The sequence below is a fragment of the Streptomyces sp. NBC_01465 genome (assembly GCF_036227325.1).
Taxonomy (GTDB): Bacteria; Actinomycetota; Actinomycetes; order Streptomycetales; family Streptomycetaceae; genus Streptomyces.
In genome coordinates, this window is record NZ_CP109467.1 from 2,849,852 (window position 1) to 2,866,699 (window position 16,848).

General features: G+C 70.4%; 16 protein-coding genes and 1 tRNA gene. 9 read left to right on the forward strand and 8 right to left on the reverse strand.

The features are described from left to right. Window positions 1-106: 106 nt before the first annotated feature. Both OG707_RS13090 and OG707_RS13095 read left to right on the forward strand, forming a co-directional pair. On the forward strand, window positions 107-1,057 hold the full coding sequence (locus OG707_RS13090; RefSeq protein WP_329117688.1) for a D-2-hydroxyacid dehydrogenase: 951 nt from the start codon (window positions 107-109) through the stop codon (window positions 1,055-1,057). After that, complete coding sequence (locus OG707_RS13095; RefSeq protein WP_329117690.1) at window positions 1,050-2,459, forward strand: amidase; 1,410 nt, start codon at window positions 1,050-1,052, stop codon at window positions 2,457-2,459. Before OG707_RS13090 ends, OG707_RS13095 begins: the two co-directional genes overlap by 8 nt. Here the strand turns inward: OG707_RS13095 and OG707_RS13100 are convergent. Continuing rightward, complete coding sequence (locus tag OG707_RS13100; RefSeq protein WP_329117692.1) at window positions 2,431-2,940, reverse strand: DUF3830 family protein; 510 nt, start codon at window positions 2,938-2,940, stop codon at window positions 2,431-2,433. The two genes, OG707_RS13095 and OG707_RS13100, sit on opposite strands and share 29 nt — an antisense overlap. Window positions 2,941-3,002: 62 nt before the next feature. On the opposite strand from OG707_RS13100, the gene ehuB reads away from it, so the two are divergent. The 6 genes from ehuB (at window position 3,003) to OG707_RS13130 (ending at window position 7,146) form a co-directional block, all read left to right on the forward strand. Beyond that, on the forward strand, window positions 3,003-3,911 hold the full coding sequence (gene ehuB / locus OG707_RS13105) for an ectoine/hydroxyectoine ABC transporter substrate-binding protein EhuB (RefSeq protein WP_329117693.1): 909 nt from the start codon (window positions 3,003-3,005) through the stop codon (window positions 3,909-3,911). Continuing rightward, window positions 3,908-4,585, forward strand: a complete 678-nt coding sequence (gene ehuC, locus OG707_RS13110) for an ectoine/hydroxyectoine ABC transporter permease subunit EhuC (RefSeq protein ID WP_329117695.1) — start codon at window positions 3,908-3,910, stop codon at window positions 4,583-4,585. The genes ehuB and ehuC overlap by 4 nt, the downstream gene beginning before the upstream one ends. Before the next feature lie 32 nt (window positions 4,586-4,617). Beyond that, window positions 4,618-5,235 carry an ectoine/hydroxyectoine ABC transporter permease subunit EhuD gene (gene ehuD, locus OG707_RS13115; protein ID WP_329127764.1) on the forward strand — a complete coding sequence of 206 codons (618 nt, stop codon included), beginning with the start codon at window positions 4,618-4,620 and terminating at the stop codon, window positions 5,233-5,235. Further along, the gene (locus OG707_RS13120) at window positions 5,225-6,004 is read left to right on the forward strand and encodes an amino acid ABC transporter ATP-binding protein (RefSeq protein ID WP_329117697.1); all 780 of its coding nucleotides are present in this window, start codon (window positions 5,225-5,227) and stop codon (window positions 6,002-6,004) included. The genes ehuD and OG707_RS13120 overlap by 11 nt, the downstream gene beginning before the upstream one ends. 258 nt (window positions 6,005-6,262) lie before the next feature. Then, window positions 6,263-7,021 carry an IclR family transcriptional regulator gene (locus OG707_RS13125; RefSeq protein WP_329117698.1) on the forward strand — a complete coding sequence of 253 codons (759 nt, stop codon included), beginning with the start codon at window positions 6,263-6,265 and terminating at the stop codon, window positions 7,019-7,021. A gap of 51 nt (window positions 7,022-7,072) precedes the next feature. Then, a tRNA-Lys gene (locus OG707_RS13130) sits at window positions 7,073-7,146 on the forward strand. Window positions 7,147-7,208: 62 nt separating this feature from the next. Here OG707_RS13130 and OG707_RS13135 read toward each other — a convergent pair. Together OG707_RS13135 and OG707_RS13140 are read right to left on the reverse strand one after the other, a co-directional pair. Further along, window positions 7,209-7,841: a response regulator transcription factor gene (locus OG707_RS13135; RefSeq protein WP_329127765.1), complete on the reverse strand. Its 633-nt coding sequence runs from the start codon at window positions 7,839-7,841 to the stop codon at window positions 7,209-7,211. Next, window positions 7,841-9,064: a sensor histidine kinase gene (locus OG707_RS13140; protein ID WP_329117700.1), complete on the reverse strand. Its 1,224-nt coding sequence runs from the start codon at window positions 9,062-9,064 to the stop codon at window positions 7,841-7,843. The genes OG707_RS13135 and OG707_RS13140 overlap by 1 nt, the downstream gene beginning before the upstream one ends. 148 nt (window positions 9,065-9,212) lie before the next feature. On the opposite strand from OG707_RS13140, the gene OG707_RS13145 reads away from it, so the two are divergent. After that, the gene (locus OG707_RS13145) at window positions 9,213-10,730 is read left to right on the forward strand and encodes an MFS transporter (protein WP_329117701.1); all 1,518 of its coding nucleotides are present in this window, start codon (window positions 9,213-9,215) and stop codon (window positions 10,728-10,730) included. 63 nt (window positions 10,731-10,793) lie between these two features. Here the strand turns inward: OG707_RS13145 and OG707_RS13150 are convergent, their stop codons facing one another. The 5 genes from OG707_RS13150 to OG707_RS13170 form a co-directional block, all read right to left on the reverse strand. After that, window positions 10,794-11,732: an SGNH/GDSL hydrolase family protein gene (locus OG707_RS13150; RefSeq protein ID WP_329117703.1), complete on the reverse strand. Its 939-nt coding sequence runs from the start codon at window positions 11,730-11,732 to the stop codon at window positions 10,794-10,796. 153 nt (window positions 11,733-11,885) lie between these two features. Beyond that, a complete protein-coding gene (locus OG707_RS13155; RefSeq protein WP_329127766.1) occupies window positions 11,886-13,571 on the reverse strand; it encodes an AMP-binding protein in 1,686 nt (561 codons plus the stop codon). 35 nt (window positions 13,572-13,606) lie between these two features. Beyond that, window positions 13,607-14,206: a lytic polysaccharide monooxygenase auxiliary activity family 9 protein gene (locus OG707_RS13160; RefSeq protein ID WP_329117705.1), complete on the reverse strand. Its 600-nt coding sequence runs from the start codon at window positions 14,204-14,206 to the stop codon at window positions 13,607-13,609. A gap of 102 nt (window positions 14,207-14,308) precedes the next feature. Beyond that, window positions 14,309-15,403, reverse strand: coding sequence for an SPFH domain-containing protein (locus OG707_RS13165; RefSeq protein WP_329117707.1), 1,095 nt, complete (start codon window positions 15,401-15,403; stop codon window positions 14,309-14,311). 11 nt (window positions 15,404-15,414) lie between these two features. Then, a complete protein-coding gene (locus OG707_RS13170) occupies window positions 15,415-16,674 on the reverse strand; it encodes a peptidoglycan-binding protein (protein WP_329127768.1) in 1,260 nt (419 codons plus the stop codon). Window positions 16,675-16,848 lie beyond the last annotated feature (174 nt).

Sequence of the window (16,848 nt, forward strand, 5' to 3'; positions counted from 1 at the left end):
CCGACGGTAGGGGTACGCCGCGAGCCCGGTCAATCCGTACATCTCAGACGTTGCTTTGTGCTTACCCTGACGAAATCCTGACGACCTCCGTCGAAGGGCTGCACCGATGTCCGAGATCACCCTTCTCGTACTGGACGACGACCCGCCACCCCGCCTGGGCGCACTGACCGGCCGGGCCCGCGTCCTGCATGCCGACGAGCACACGCTCGCCGCTCAACTCCCCTCCGCAGACGTCCTGTTGGTGTGGGACTTCCTCTCCGACGCGGTACGCCGCGCCTGGCCGGGCGAGGGCCCGAGGCCCCGCTGGGTGCACACCGCGAGCGCCGGCGTCGACCACCTCCTCTGTCCTGAACTCGCCGCCTCCGACACCGTGGTGACCAATGCGCGCGGCATCTTCGACCAGCCGATCGCCGAGTACGTCGCCGGGCTCGTCCTCGCCTTCGCGAAGGACCTCCCCGGCACGCTGGAGCTCCAGCGCCAGCGCCGCTGGCGCCACCGCGAGACGGTGCGCCTGGCCGGCACCCGGGCTGTGGTGGTGGGCTCGGGCCCCATCGGCCGGGCGATCGGCACCACGCTCGCCGCGCTCGGCGTGAAGGTGGCGCTGACGGGCCGCACCGCGCGCGGTCGGGTGCACGGCCCCGAGGACCTCCCACTGCTGCTGACCCGCGCGGACTGGGTGGTCTGCGCGGCGCCGCTCACCGAGTCCACGCGCGGCATGTTCGACGCGCGCGCCTTCGGGGCGATGCAGCCGTCCGCCCGCTTCATCAACGTCGGGCGCGGGGCGCTCGTCGTCGAGAACGACCTGGTCGAGGCGGTCCGCAAGCGGTGGATCGCAGGGGCGGCGCTCGATGTCTTCGCCCATGAGCCGCTGCCCCCGGAGAGCCCGCTCTGGGACGTGCCCGACCTGATCGTGTCGCCGCACATGAGCGGCGACACGGTCGGCTGGCGCGACGAACTGGGCACCCAATTCCTGGAGTTGTACGAACTCTGGGCAGCCGGGAAGCAACTTCCGAACGTGGTCGACAAGAAACGTGGGTACGTCCCCCAGCATGACTGAACTCACCCGCCTGACCGCACTCCAACTCCTCTCCGGCTACGAGAACGGCGCGTTCACCCCCGTCGACGTCACCCGCGCCGTCCTGGCCCGGGCCGAGGAGATCCAGCCACGGGTCAACGCGTTCGTCCGCTTCGACACCGAGGAGGCTCTCGCGCGGGCGGAGGAGTCGGCCGGGAGGTGGCGGCGCGGGGAGCCGCAGGGGCTCCTCGACGGGGTGCCGGTCACGGTGAAGGACATCCTGCTGCAGCGCGGCGGACCGACCCTGCGTGGCTCGAAGACCGTGAATCCACAGGGCAGTTGGACCCAGGACGCGCCGTCCGTGGCACGGATGCGCGAACACGGCGCGGTCTTCGTGGCCCGGACGACGACCCCGGAGTTCGGCTGGAAGGGCGTCACCGACTCGCCCCTTTCGGGCGTGACGCGCAACCCGTACGACCGCGCGCGCACCTCCGGCGGGTCCAGCGGCGGGAGCGCGGCGGCCGTCGCGCTGGGTGCGGGGCCGCTGTCACTGGGGACGGACGGCGGCGGGTCGGTCCGTATACCGGCGTCGTTCTGCGGGATCTTCGGGCTGAAGCCGACGTACGGCAGGGTGCCGCTCTTCCCCGCCAGCGCCTTCGGAACCCTCTCCCACGTGGGCCCGATGACCCGGGACGCGGCGGACGCGGCCCTGCTGCTGGATGTGATCTCCGCCCCGGACAGCCGCGACTGGTCGCAGCTGGCACCCCCGTCCACCAGCTACCGCACCCACCTCGACGAGGGCGTGAAGGGGCTGCGGATCGCCTACTCCCCCGCGCTCGGCGGCCAGGTCGCGGTGCGGCCCGCCGTGGCGGCGGCCGTACGGGGCGCGGTCTCGAAGCTGGCGGAGCTCGGCGCGTACATCGAGGAGGCGGACCCGGACTTCGCGGACCCGGTGGAGGCCTTCCACACCCTGTGGTTCAGCGGGGCGGCCCGCGTCGCGCAGTCCCTGAGCCGCGAGCAGCGGGACCAACTCGACCCGGGGCTGCGGGAGATCACGACGGCCGGGGCGCGGTACTCGGCGCTGGAGTATCTGGCGGCGATGGACGTACGGGCCGAACTCGGCCGCCGCATGGGCCTCTTCCACGAGACGTACGACCTGCTGGTGACCCCGACGATGCCGATCACCGCCTTCGAGGCGGGAGCCGAGGTCCCCAAGGGCTCGGGCCACCGGCGGTGGACGGGGTGGACCCCGTTCACGTACCCCTTCAACATGACCCAGCAGCCCGCGGCCACCGTCCCGTGCGGAGTCGACGCGGACGGGCTGCCGATCGGGGTCCAACTGGTGGGCGCCCGGCACCAGGACGCCCTGGTGCTGCGAGCGGCCCACGCGCTCTACGAGTCGGGGGCGGCGGCGACTATCCCCGCTCCACCCGCCGGAAGCTGAGCGTCTCGCCGATCGCGCCCGCGCGCCAGAGGTCCTGGCAGGCCTCGGCCATCCGGTCGAGGCCGTCGACCACCGTGCCCCAGACGATGCCGGGCACCCAGCCCGCGTCCCCGTTGAGCAGCAGGTTGTTGCGCTCGTAGAAGAGGGCGAGGTCGACCACGGGGGTGGGCTCCCGGGTGGCGTGCTTCTTCGTGTAGCCGTGGGATGACGTGCCCAGGGATATCTCGGAGAACGTGAAGTAGCAGAGGTCGCCGGGGATGGGGGTCACCGTCGGGTTCTCCAGCGGCGGTTCGTGCTCGGCGAAGCCGGGGAACAGGGCATAGATCTCATTACGCGCATACTTCGCGTGGTAGACATCTCCGCCCAGAGGCAGCGCGTCCCACACCGCCGCACAGGTCACCGGGGCCAGGTCGTCGAGGAGTTTCGCGGTACAGCTCACACCGCGCTTGTCGAGCGAGACTTCGATGAATCGGTCGGTCATCCCCCCTGGCTACCCGAAAAAAGATCGGAATAACTCGGCTGGGCCCGGGTAGCCGCGCGGCCATGGCTCCACCATCGAGGAACGATTCGAAGAGCAACACCACGTCACGGCGCGCGATACGCCGCCGCTCCCTCCTGTTCGGCACGGCTGCCCTGGGTGCCGCGGGGGCGCTCGGGGCTGCCGGCTGCGCCAAGGTCCCGTCGGGGAACACCCTGGCGCGGCTGAAGTCGCAGGGGACCGTGCGCCTGGGCATCGCGGGCGAGGTTCCGTACGGCTACATCAACGACCAGGGCGAGTTCACCGGCGAGGCGGTGGAGCTTGCGAAGATCATCTTCAAGCGGATCGGCGTCGCCCACGTCCAGCCCGTCGCCACCGACTTCGCCTCCCTCATACCCGGCCTCAACTCCCAGCAGTTCGACGTCGTCTCGGCCGGGATGTACATCAACAAGGAGCGCTGCGAGCAGGTCATCTTCGCGGACCCCGAGTACCAGATGCTCGACTCCTTCATCGTCCGCAAGGGCAACCCGAAGAACCTGCACAGCTACGAGGACGTGGTGAAGCAGAAGGCGAAGTTCGCGACCGGCACCGGCTACGCGGAGATCGCCTACGCCGTCGCCGCCGGCTACCGCGAGAAGGACATCGTCATCCTCCAGGACCAGGTGGCGGGGCTCAACGCCGTCGAGTCGGGCCGGGTCGACGTCTTCGCCGGTACCGCGCTCACCGCCCGCGAAGTGGTGAAGAAGTCCAGCAAGGCCGAGGCGACCGGGGCCTTCGCCGCGGTCGTCGACGGCAAGAAGAAGATCGACGGCGGCGGATTCACCTTCCGCCCGACCGACACCGAACTCCGCGACGCCTTCAACGTGGAGATCCACAAGATGAAGAAGAGCGGCGAGCTCTTCCGCGTGCTCCAGCCGTTCGGCTTCACCAAGGCGGAGATGACCACGCTGACGGCCAAGGAGCTGTGCGCATGACGTCAGGACTGTGGCAGCACTGGGTCCTCCCAGGCATCTGGATAACGATCCAACTGACGGTCTACAGCGCCGCGTTGGCGACCGTCGTCGCGTTCGGCGTCGGCATGGCCCGCACCCACCGCTCGCGCTTCGTCCGCTTCCTCGCGGGCTTCTACACGGAGATCTTCCGCGGCACGTCGGCGCTGGTCCTGATGTTCTGGATCTTCTTCGTGATGCCGAACCTCTTCGGCTGGGCGCTCGTCCCGATGTGGGCGGCCGTCCTCGCGCTCGGGCTGAGCTACGGGGCGTACGGCGCCGAGATCGTGCGCGGCGCCCTGAACGCCGTACCGCCCGCCCAGCGCGAGGCGGGCATCGCGCTCAACTTCACGCCGTGGCAGCAGATGAGGCTGATCCGCCTGCCGCAGGCGATCCCGGAGATGATCCCGCCGTTCTCGAACCTCCTGGTCGAGCTGCTCAAGGGCACGGCGCTCGTCTCGCTGCTCGGCGTCGGCGACGTGTCGTTCGCCGCGTACCTGGTGCGCCTCGCCACCCAGGAGAGCGCGCAGATCTACGCGATCTCCCTGGTCATCTACTTCGTGATCGCCTTCCTCCTCACCCGAGGAATGCGCGCACTTGAACGCAAGACGAAAGCCGGCCTGGGCCTGCAGCCCGTAGCCGCCGGAGGTGCCAAGTGAACAGCTGGGACTGGTCCGCGGTCTGGGACTTCATGCCGCGCTTCTGGGACGGCCTCCTGGTCTCCCTGCAGATCCTCGCCCTCGGCTCGGTGCTCTCCTTCGCACTCGGCCTGGTCTGGGCGATCGCCTTCCGGGCGCCGACCCGCTTCATCCGCTGGCCGGTGAACCTCGTCACCGAGTTCATCCGCAACACCCCGCTGCTGGTGCAGCTGTTCTTCCTCTACTTCGTCCTGCCGGACTGGGGTGTGCAGTTCTCCGCCCTGACCACCGGCACGGTGGCGATCGGCGTCCACTACTCGACGTACACCGCGCAGGTCTACCGGGCCGGCATCGACGCCGTCCCCGTCGGCCAGTGGGAGGCGGCCACCGCGCTCTCCCTGCCCACGACCCGCACCTGGACCGCGGTGATCCTCCCCCAGGCGATCCGCCGGGTGGTCCCCGCGCTCGGCAACTACGTCATCGCGATGCTGAAGGACACCCCGCTGGTCGTCGCGATCAGCGTCCTGGACCTGCTGGGCCAGGCCCGCCTGGAGAGCTCGCACACCTTCCAGTACACCGAGCCGCTGACCGTCGTCGGCGTCGCCTTCATCCTCATCGCCTATCCGGCTTCTCTTCTTGTACGAGCCCTGGAGCGCCGCCTTGTCCGCTGACACCACCACCGAGCCCATCGAGCCCGTCAAGGCCACTGACCTGGTCCGCTTCGACAACGTCACCAAGCGGTTCGGCCAGAACACGGTCCTCGACGACCTCTGCTTCTCCGTGCACCCGGGCAAGCACGTGACCCTGATCGGACCTTCCGGTTCCGGAAAGACGACGATCCTGCGTCTCCTGATGACCCTGCTCAAGCCCGACGAGGGCACGATCAAGGTCAACGGCGACTCGCTCTTCCCGGCGACGGACAAGCAGGTCCGCGAGGTACGGAAGAACATCGGCATGGTCTTCCAGCAGTTCAACCTCTTCCCCAACATGGACGTCCTGCGCAACATCACCGAGGCCCCGGTCCGGGTCCTCGGCATGGACAAGGACGAGGCCGCCGAGCGCGCCAAGGGCCTCCTGGACCTGGTGGGCCTCGCCGACCGCGCCGGCTCCAAGCCCAGCCAGCTCTCGGGCGGCCAGCAGCAACGGGTCGCCATCGCACGGGCGTTGGCGATGCGCCCGCAGGTGCTCCTCCTCGACGAGGTGACGTCCGCGCTCGACCCGGAGCTCGTGGCCGGCGTCCTCGACGTCCTGCGCGACATCGCCCGCACCACGGACATCACGATGCTGTGCGTCACGCACGAGATGAGCTTCGCCCGGGACATCTCCGACTGCGTGATGATGTTCGACTCCGGGAAGGTGATCGAGTTCGGTCCGCCGGAGCAGATGTTCGGCGAGCCGGGACACGACCGTACGCGCGAATTCCTCAGTGCCGTCCTGTAGCGCATCGGGCTGATCGATTCCGGTTCTCCGGAGAAAATCTTCGGAGAACCGGGCCCCGAACGTACGACCGAGCCCATGGACGCACTCCCCTGACCTCCGCATCCATCGCGCAATCGTGACTCTGGCATATGCCACGGTGGCGACCCGCAGCGTACGGGGCTACGGCACTCCATCATTCTCGTCAACACCCGCACCGCGAAGGGCTCTTGGCCGCTATCGTGGTGTGCGAGCAAGCGGTCACAACCTGTAGGGGGAACCGTGGCGCTGAAGCCCGAGCCGACTGCGCCGTTCCATTCGGTGCAGTACGCACTCCGCGTCCTCGAGTCGATCTCGAAGCACGGCGGGGGCGTCACCGACGCCCAGATCTCCCGCGAGACCGGACTCCCCATCGTCCACCTCACCTCCCTCCTGCTGATGCTGCGCCGCGAGGGGTACATCGAGCAGATCACCGACGGCGCCTACGTCATCGGCGACTCCCTCGTCCTGCTCGGCTCCGGCGCCACCCGCAAGGCGGCCCTGGAGGCCAAGCTCCAGGAGACCCTGACCGAGCTGCGGGACTCGCTCGGCGCCGCGGTCTACATCAGCCGGTACCTGGACGGCGAGGTCAAGATCACCCAGGTAGCCGACGGTCCGCGTACGCCCGCGGTGCACGAGTGGGTGGACTTCCGCTCCTCGGCCCACGCCAGCGCGGTCGGCAAGTGCCTGCTCACCCAGCTCGACCAGAACGGGCGCCGCGACCACATCTCCCGGCACAAGATCGCCCGGCTGACCTCCAAGACGATCACCAACGAGAAGGTCCTCTTCTCCAAGCTGGACAGCCAGCCGGCCACGGTCCCGGTGCTCGACCTCCAGGAGTACGCGGTGGGGACGGTCTGCGCGGCGGTGCCGCTGACGGCAGGTTCGGCCGTGGGCTGCCTGGCCCTCTCCCTCCCGCTGGAGCACGCGCACCGGCTGCGCGCGGCGGCGGACACCCTGAACCGGCGGGCCGCTCCGGTGGTCCTCTCGCTGGCGATCTGAATCCGGTTTGGAGCACCCCTCCGGACCAGGTATTCTTGTCCGAGTCACCAGGCGCCGTTAGCTCAGTTGGTTAGAGCAGCTGACTCTTAATCAGCGGGTCCGGGGTTCGAGTCCCTGACGGCGCACAGACGGAGAAAGCCCCTCGCGAGAGCGAGGGGCTTTTTCGTGTCCGCTCGCCCCGGGGAGATCACCCCTTGAGGTAGGCGAGGACCGCCAGGACACGGCGGTGGGTGTCGTCGGCCTGCGGGAGTCCGAGCTTGGCCAGGATGTTGCCGATGTGCTTGCCGACCGCGGCCTCGGTGACGACGAGCGTCCGCGCGATGGCCGCGTTGGACTTGCCCTCCGCGACCAGGCCGAGCACCTCGCGCTCGCGCGGGGTGAGCTTCTCCAGGGGGTCGCGGCGGCGCCGCAGCAGTTGCCGCACGACCTCGGGGTCGACCACCGTGCCGCCGCCCGCGACGGTCTCCAGCGCGGCGACGAACTCCTCGACCTGGCCGACGCGGTCCTTGAGCAGATAGCCGACGCCGGTGCCGTCGCCGGTGTCGAGCAGCTCGGCCGCGTACGACCGCTGCACGTACTGGCTGAGCACCAGGACCGGCAGGGTCGGCTGCCCGGCGCGCAGGGCGAGGGCGGCGCGCAGCCCCTCGTCCTGGAACGACGGCGGCATCCGTACGTCGGTGACGACGATGTCCGGCCGGTGCTCGGCCACCGCGGCCGGCAACGCCACCGCGTCCCCGACCGCCGCGACGACCTCGTGCCCGAAGCGGGCGAGCAGTCCGGTCAGCCCCTCGCGCAGCAGCACACTGTCCTCGGCGAGCACTACGGACAGGGGCGGCACGGGATCTCCAGACGCAGGACGGTGGGCCCGCCGGGCGGGCTGGTGATCGACAGTGTGCCATCGAGCACGGAGAGGCGGTCGGCGAGACCGGTCAGTCCGGTGCCGCGCGACGGGTCCGCCCCGCCGTGGCCGTCGTCCCGTACGTCGACGGTCAGCCGCCCGCGCCGGTGGCGCGCCCGCACCTGCGCGCCCGTCGCCCCGCTGTGCTTGGCGACGTTGGCGAGCGCCTCGCAGACGGCGAAGTAGGCGGCGGTCTCTGCCGGTCCGGGCAGCCGGGGCACGTCGATGTCGGTGTCGACGGGGACGGCGGAGCGGTCGGCGACGTCCTCCAGGGCCGCGCCGAGACCGTAGTCGGTCAGCACCTGGGGATGGATGCCCCGGATCAACTCCCTGATCTCCACCAGCACTTGACCGGCCTCGTCGTGGGCCGCACCGATCCGGTCGGCCAGCGGCCCGGGCGGCGCGTCCAGCCGTACGAGACCCAGCGCCATGGTGAGCGAAACCAGCCGCTGCTGCGCCCCGTCGTGCAAGTCCCGCTCGATGCGCCGCCGTTCGGCGTCGAAGGAGTCGACGAGGCGGGCCCGCGAGCGCGCCACCTCCGACTCCCTGGGGGCGAGCAGCAGCCGCGTGAAGGCGGCCCGCGCGCCGGCCAGTGCGCCGAGCGGATAGAGCAGCACGGCGAGGAGTACGAGACCGCCTGCGGCCAGCGCGAAGGCCGCCGGGTAGGAGTCCACCAGCCAGAGCTTGATCACCCGCGCCTCGTGGCCGTCCACCGCGAGCTGCACCGGGGCGAGCATCATCCCCGCCGGCGCCCCCAGCGCGACGCCCACGGCGAGGAGGTCCAGCGGCCAGAGGACCAGGGCGTGCAGCAGGGCGTACGCGAGCTCGCGCCAGGTCGCCTGCTCCGTGAATCGCAGCCGCGCCCAGGCCAGCAGCCCCGGTTCGGCGGGGTCGCGGTGCGGGCTCGGAGCGGGCTCGGTCTCCGCGATCCGCAGCCTGCGGCGCTCGACCGCGGCGAGCGGCACCCCCACGAGGAGCAGCAGCGGCAGCCCGACGCCCACCAGCGAGAAGACGGCGAGCAGCACGATCACCAGCAGCACCGGGATCCCGGTGAGCGCACCGCTCAGCAGATACGCCGCCGAGCGCCAGGGCCAGCGGGTGCGCAGGTAGCGGGGCCGGGTGAGGGCCTGCCAGGGGGAGTTCATGGCGGTAACCGTAAGCGCCGCGAACTCCCCGCCACCATCGGCCCAGTGGGCGCTTCGGGGGTAGGCCCAGCCCTACCCCCGGACCCCAGACAAACGTTTTACACACTCGTACTAGACAAGCGTTTATGACATCCGTACAGTCACTGTCATGACGAACCCGACGAGCACTTCTGCCGGCACCACCGCAGGCCGCAAGGAATGGACCGCCTTCGTCGTCCTCCTGCTGCCCCTCCTCCTGGTCGCGATGGATGTCTCCGTCCTGTACTTCGCGGCCCCCTCCATCACCCGCGAACTCGACCCCAGCGCCACCCAGCAGCTGTGGATCTTCGATGTGTACGGATTCGCGCTCGCCGGGCTCCTCATCACCATGGGTTCGCTCGGCGACCGCATCGGCCGCCGCAAGCTCCTCCTCTTCGGAGCCGCGGCCTTCGGGCTCGCCTCGGTCGGGGCGGCGTACGCACAGAGCGCCGAAATGCTCATCGCGGCAAGGGCGTTGCTCGGCATCGGCGGGGCCACGCTGATGCCCTCCACCATGGCGCTGGTCCGCAACATGTTCACCGACGAGAAGCAGCGCACCAAGGCGATCGGCATCTGGTCGGGCGCCATGGCCGGCGGCATCGCACTCGGCTCCGTGATGAGCGGCATCATGCTGGAGCACTTCTGGTGGGGCTCGGTCTTCCTGATCAACGTCCCCGCGATGCTGCTCCTGCTCGTCCTGGTCCCGGTCCTGGTCCCCGAGTTCAAGGACCCGAACCCGGGTCGCTTCGACCTCCTCTCGATCCCGCTCTCCATGGGCGCGGTGCTCCCGGTCATCTACGGGCTCAAGGAGATGGCGTCGCACGGCTTCAGCGTCCCGATGGCCCTGCTCATCGCCCTCGGCGCGGTCCTCGCGTACGTCTTCGTCCGCCGCCAGCGCACCCTGCCCCACGCGATGATCAACCCGGCGCTCTTCCGTGACCACCGCTTCGGCGCGGGCATCAGCCTCAACACCATCGCGGCGATCGCGATGATGGGGTCGGCGCTCTTCACCACGCAGTACCTGCAGCTGGTCCTCGACATGAGCACGATGAAGGCCGCGTTCTGGTCGCTGGCGCCGTCGATCTCGGTGGGCATCGCGGCTCCGGTGGCCGGTGCGCTGGGCCAGAAGTTCGACCGGGCGTACGTCATGGCGGTCGGCTTCCTCGTCGCCGCGGCCGGCTTCGGAATGCTGATGCTGTCCGGCACGGACTCCCTCGCCATCCTGCTCTGCGGTGCGGCCGTCATCAGCTGCGGCATCGTCGCGGTGATGGTCCTGGTCACCGACATGGCGCTGTCGACGGCGCCGGTGGAGAAGGCGGGCTCCGCGGCCTCGCTCCTGGAGACGGGCCAGGAGTTCGGCGGGGCGCTGGGCATGGCGGTCCTGGGCTCGATCGCCACGGCGGTCTACCGCTCGGACATGCCGGCCGCAGCCCCCTCGGCGGCCCGCGAGACGCTGGGCGGCGCGGCGGCGACGGGCGACGCGGGTCTGCTGCACCTGGCCCAGGAGGCCTTCGTGCACGGCATGCAGTACGCGGCGGTCGGCGGGGCGGCGGTCCTGGTGGCGGGGGCGGTGCTGTCGGTGACGATGCTGCGGAACCGGTCGGCCGCAACTCCTGCCCCGGTGGCGGAACTTGCAGAGATCGCGTAACCACCGTACGAACGCGAAAAGGGCCGGCCGTCTCCCCGACGGCCGGCCCTTCCGCGTGCTCGCCTACTTCTTCAGCGTCTCCAGAACGGTGGCGGCCTGGTGGTTGGCGCCGAGCTGGTTCGGGTGGAAGGGGATGGCGAGACCGGGCGGGTTGGTGGAGAGCGGGATCACGCCCTCCACCCACTTGGTGCCGGGGGCCTCGCAGACGTCGTGCCCGATGGAGCCGGTGTAGGTGTCGACGAAGGTGGTGTCGGTGTCGGCGGCGACCCGGGCCAGCATCGCGTCGATCTCCTTCAGCTTGGCGCCGAGCCACTCCAGGTCGTCGTCGAGGGCCTGGACGTACGGATAGCAGCCGTGGTCGACGGGGACGCCGGCGAGGTAGTCGACGACGAGGATCCTGGCGTGGGGCGCCTTGTCCTTGATCCCCTTCACGGCGTCCTCGACGAGGTGCTGGGTGTCCTTGATCTTCTGGGACATCAGATCGGTGCCGTCGGGCTTGACCCACCCGGACTTGCAGGAGCCGCCGAGGGGCGCGGGCAGGTGCACGCCGGGGATGAGGGTCAGCTGGGGCAGGAGATTGATGCACCCCTTGGCCGCACCGGCCAGACCGACGTCGTTGCCGCCGATGCCGAGGGTGACGAGGTCGGTGGTGGGGGTGAGGCGGTCGAACTGGGGGGCGTTGGTGCCCCACGCCAGCCCCGGGACGATGTTGACGTCCTGGGCCTTGGTCATCTCCACGGTGGTGGCGCTGCCGCAGGTGGCGTCGCGGAAGACGGGGACACCGAGGGCCTTGGCGACCTGCTTGGGGTAGTTCCAGGAGGACTGGGCACAACCGCTGGGCGCGTACGTGGAGTCGATGCCGATCGGGGTGACATCGGCGGACCAGGAGTCCCCGAGGGCCACGTACTCCTTGTACGGAGGCCCGGTCTCCGCATGGGCGGGTGCGGCGGCGAGGGCGCAGGCGGCGACGGCGAGCGCGAGGAGGACGCGGGTGGATTTCACCCCGCCATCAGGCCACCGATGGGGGTCCGCGCGGGTCACACCGGGCCCGGATTCACCCATGCGCGCCGCGCGGATCATCCACCTGTGCGATGCCCTCGTACGGCCTAGCCCATTCCGACCACGCCCAGGTACGCGACCTTCGGCCGCGTGTCCTCAAGCGCCGGACGGGCTGGATTTCCCCGCCTCCAGCAACCCCTCCCGCCCGTGCACGCGGTACTCCTCCCGCAGAACCGCAACGTCCTCCGGGGTCAGCCTCCGGTACGAGCCACCCTCCGCCCACCACACCTCATCCGCACACCCCGAAAAACCCTCCCCCCGCAGCGCGACCCGGTGCACCTTGTTCGTGGCGGTCACCGGCATCGACGCCACCACCCGTACGAACCGGGGCGCCATCTTCGTGCCCAAGTCGCCCTGTGCCCGCAGGAATTCGGCGAAGCCATCCGCGTCGAACGCCACCCCCTCCCGCAACGCCACCGCCGCCATCACCTGATCCCCGGCCACCGGATCCGGCACCGCGTACACCGCGACCCCCGCCGCGTCCTCCCACCTGGCCAGGATGTTCTCGATCATCGCCGCCGCCAGGTTCTCGCTGTCGACCCGCAGCCGGTCGTCCGTACGCCCTGCGAAATAGAGAAACCCCTCCCCGTCCCGGAAGAACAGATCCCCGGTCCAGTACCACCCGCCCCGCCGCCGCGCCGCATCCGCAGCCTCGTTCCGCCAGTACCCCTCAAAAGGATTCGGCCCCCGGTTCACCAACTCCCCTATCGCGTCAGCCCCGTTGACCAGCACCCCACCCTCCCCGAACCGCGCCGCGACCCGCTCCTCCCCCGTCTCCGGATCCACCACGGCCAGCTGGTCCCCGGGCGCCGCCCGCCCCACCGCGCCCGCCGGCGTGTCCGCGGTCCGCTGGATCGCAGCGCCGCCCTCCGACGATCCGTACCCCTCCACCAGCGGCGCCCCGAACCGCTCCTTGAAGCGGGCCGCGTCCACCGCGCCCGCCTCCGTGCCGAACCCCATCCGCAGCGCGTGCTCGCGGTCGTCGTCCCGCTCCGGTGTGGCCAGCAGATACTGAACGGCCCGCCCCACGTACGTGAAGTAAGTAGCCCCGAACTTCCTCACATCACCCAAAAACCCCGACGCCGAGAACCGCTCCCGCAGGGCGACCGCCGCCCCTCCCGCCAGGGCGGGCGCCCAGTTCGCGATCACGGCGTTCCCGTGGAACATCGGCATGCACACATAGTGGACGTCGTCCCCGGTCACCCCGAAGTGCCTGACCAGCGAATATCCTGCCGCCGCCAGCCGCCCCTGCGTGCAGATCGCCGCTTTGGGCGCCCCGGTCGACCCGGAGGTGAAGTACAGGAGCATCCGGCTGTCGGGCGTGACCTTCCGGGCCACCGCGTCTCCCGGCCGCGCCCCCGCGTAGGGAGCCAGCAGCTCCTCGTACGCGTCCGTCCCGGTCACCAGGATCCGTACGCCGGGCAGTTGAAGCCCGTCGAGCAGCCCGATCCGTTCCCGCGAGGTGACCAGCACCCGGACTTCCGTGTGCACGATGTCCCGCGCCAGCTCCGCCCCGCGCCGGGTCGGATTGATGCCGGCGACGGCGGCCCCCGCGAGGGCCGCGGCGCTCAACCACAGGGGAAATTCAGGGGTGTTGTCGAGCAGCACACCCAGGTGCGGCTGAGCGCCCCGAGGCAGCAGGTCCACCAGCAGCGCCGCCCGCGCCGCCGCGCCCGCCGCCACGTCGTGATGGCTCAGAGTGAGGCTGTCCGCCCTCAGCCCCACCCTGTCGTCGCCCCATTGGCGCGCGACGAGTTCCGCTACGGTGCCCGCACTCCCCATGGAATCCATGGATCAGCACGGTAATTGACGCACCGTCAGAAAGACACGTCCGCGCAGGAGTAGAAGGCGTTGGTCGTGTCGGCGATGTTCCAGACCGACAGGATGATGTGGTGCCCCGTCTTCTGGGTGGGGATCGTGCCCTGCTGGGAGAGCGTGGCCGGTGGCTGCGCACCCCCGTACGGGACGGTCATGAACGGCTGCGGATCGAGCGCCGCCCTGGTCAGCGGCTTGGTGTCGTCCCAGCCGTTCTTGGTGATGTAGTACCGGAAGTCGGTCGTCGCGTGCCGCGCGGTGAACTGCCAGCGGAAGGTGTACCCCTGCCCGCCGGTCAGATGGGTGGTGGGCCACGCCGCGCCGCCCGGGGTCTTGGCCCCGTCGAGCGCGGAGAAGTTGGCGTGCGCGCCGGAACAGATCGATCCGTCGGCAGGCCCTGCCCCGGGGAAGCCCTTGGGCGCCTCGACGCTCTGGGGTTCGTACTGGATGGCGCCGCAGTTGGTCACGGTGCCGTTGGCGCAGAGCTTCTGACGGCTGATGGGCTGATCGGTGTAGCCGTGGCTGCTCGCACTGGACGTGGCGAGCAGGGACACACCTGCGACGGCGAGGCCCACAACGGCCACGCCGAGTTGCTTCTTCATACCGCTCCTCAGAGAACGTGGGGGAGTTCTGCTGTGCATGCGGTCTAGACCAAGTCCCAATGTATGGACGCCGCTTAGACATGTCCATACCAATTGAAGAACTCAGGAAGAAGCTCCGTGCCGTCCGCCCGTGTAGAACGCCACCGTCAGATCCTTGACGAGAGCTTTGCGCTCGTAGTCGTCCAGTTCGACGAGCCCCCGCGCCGTCAGCCGCGTCACCGTGTCGTCGACCGCGTCCACGACCGAGGTCAGCACGGTGTCCCGGTGCTTGGCGTCGATCGCGGCCACCCGCCGCCGCTGCATCGCGGCCGCCACCTCGGGCGCGTACTCGATCCGCGTCGGCTGCGCCGAGTAGACGTCGATGCCCACCGGAGCCGCCTCCGCCTTCAGCAGCCGGGTCAGCGCACCGCCCACCGCCTCGGCGTTGCGCAGCGTCGGCGCGTCGGCCTCCGCGTGGAAGGCGTCGGCCGGCAGCTGCGAGAGCACCCGCGCCATCGACGCCTCGACCTGCTCGCGCAGATACGCCTGGTGGTCGGCGACCGCGAACGTGGCCCGCGCCGTGTCCCTGATCCGCCACACCACCAGGACCACCACCTGCAGCGCCGTGCCCTGCGCGTCCACCGCGGGCATCGGCTCGCTGCGCCAGTGCCGCAGCCGTACGTCGACCCGCCGCCGCAGCAGCAGCGGGCTCAGCCACACCAGCCCCGTCCGCCGCACACTCCCCCGGTAGTCCCCGAAGAGCGTGAGCACCCACGCGTGCCCGGCCCGCCCGCGCCCGAGCCCGCCGAACGCGAGGATCAGGACCGCCACGAGCACCGCGAGCGCCAGGGCCTGACCGATCGCCAGACCGTCGTACGGATACGACTCGAGCCCGAGCACCCCGGTCACCGGCGCCCCGATCACCCCCGCCCGCCACAGCGCCGCCACGATCCCGGCGAGCGCGGCACCACCGGTGAACACCGCGACCCAGCCCGGCAGGACGGGCCCGGGCCGCTCGCCGAGCCGGGCGTCGGCGGGCGGTGCCGGCCGGGCCGGGGGGCGTACGGCCGGGGCGTTCCTGCGAACCGGCTTCGGCTTGGGTTTCGTGCCCTCCGCGCCCGGCTCGGGGTCGTCCCGGAAGAGCAGATGCACCGGGATCTCGGTCGTGGACTCGTTGAGAATGACCGAAGTCCGTCGTGCGGGCTCGGGGGATTGCATCGTTGCCTCCGTCATGCGAACAACCGCCGCCAGGTCTCGGGGCCGGGGTAGCCGTCTGCCGCTCCGCCGCGCCAGCCCTGCGCGCGCTGGAACGCCTCGACGTTGCGCCGGTCCGCCTCGGACCAGCTCGGTCCCGGTCCCGAGGTGTAGTTCTTGCCGAAGCCCTTCTTCACCAGCTGCCTGCCGAGCGCCGTGACATAGGCGTTGGACTGCCCCGGCCGGAAATAGCCCTTGCCCGGGAAGGCCTTGACCGCACCCGCACCCGCACCCGCCCCGCTCCCGGTGCTGCCGCCCGCACCCGCCTTCGGAATGCTCCTCCCGCCGCCGCTGACCAGCAGCGACCACGTCGTGGGCCCCGGCAGCCCGTCGGCCGCCGAGCCCTTCCACCCCTGCGCCTTCTGGAAGGCCTGGGTGGCGAGCTTGTCGGCGTTGCCCCAGCTCGGTCCGGGACCCGTCTTGTAGAAGCGGGAGCCGCCGCGCGCGACGAGCATCCGGCCGAGCTGGGTGACGTAGGCGTTCTTGGCGCCCGGGCCGAAGGACTTCGCCCCGGGGAAACGGGTCGAGGTCCCCGAGCCGCCGCCCGTGCTCCCGCCGATCAGTCCCTTGTAGCGGTAGGCGACGTAGCGGCTGGAGTTGCTCCAGTACGCGTACGGCGTGACCTGCTTGCGGGCGTGCGGCCGCGTCTGCTCGTACGCGACGTACGAGGAGTGCGCGGCGTCCGCCCACCCTCCGAAGATCGTCACGTGCGAGCCCTTGGTCGGGTTGGCCGGGTTGTGGAAGAGCAGGATGTCGCCGGGCTGGAGATCCGATGCGGCTATGCGGGTCCCGTACTCGGCCAGGCTGCCCGTCCACTCGCTGCCGTCGAGGTTCCAGGCCATCGAGACGAAGCCCGAGCAGTCCTGGCGGTACCCGTCCGACCAGTACTTGTCCATGCTGTACGGGACCTGGGCGCTCACCCACAGCTGCGCCCTGCTGAGGATGTCGGCCCGGGTGGTGGCGGGCAGCTTGCGGGCGGCGCCGGCGGCGTGCGGGGCGACGGCGGCCTGGGGGCTGTCGGGCTGGGAGGCGGACGGGGAGGTGCGGGCGGTCGCCGCCTGGGCGACGCTCGCGCCGCCGAGCACGACACCGGCCGCGGTGACCAGGACCAGCGCGCGGCGGGCGCCGTGCGCCGAGGGGTGGTCTCCGTTGCGCAGGGACCTGCGCTGCTGGATGCAGCCCTCGCAGCCGCAGTCGTGGTCGGGTTCGTACTCCTCGAAGACCGGCAGCATCATGTGCGTCCCCTCCGCCTTGACGACTCGTAACTTCACGAGCGTCAGCTTCTCAATTGTCGCCGCATATCGCACTTTGACGGATGAAAAGGAGGAAACTATGACAAATCGAACCTTCGAGCGCACGGCGCGGTGCGGAGCACGGCTCTCCGTCCGGTAAAGTTCTCCAGGTCAGCA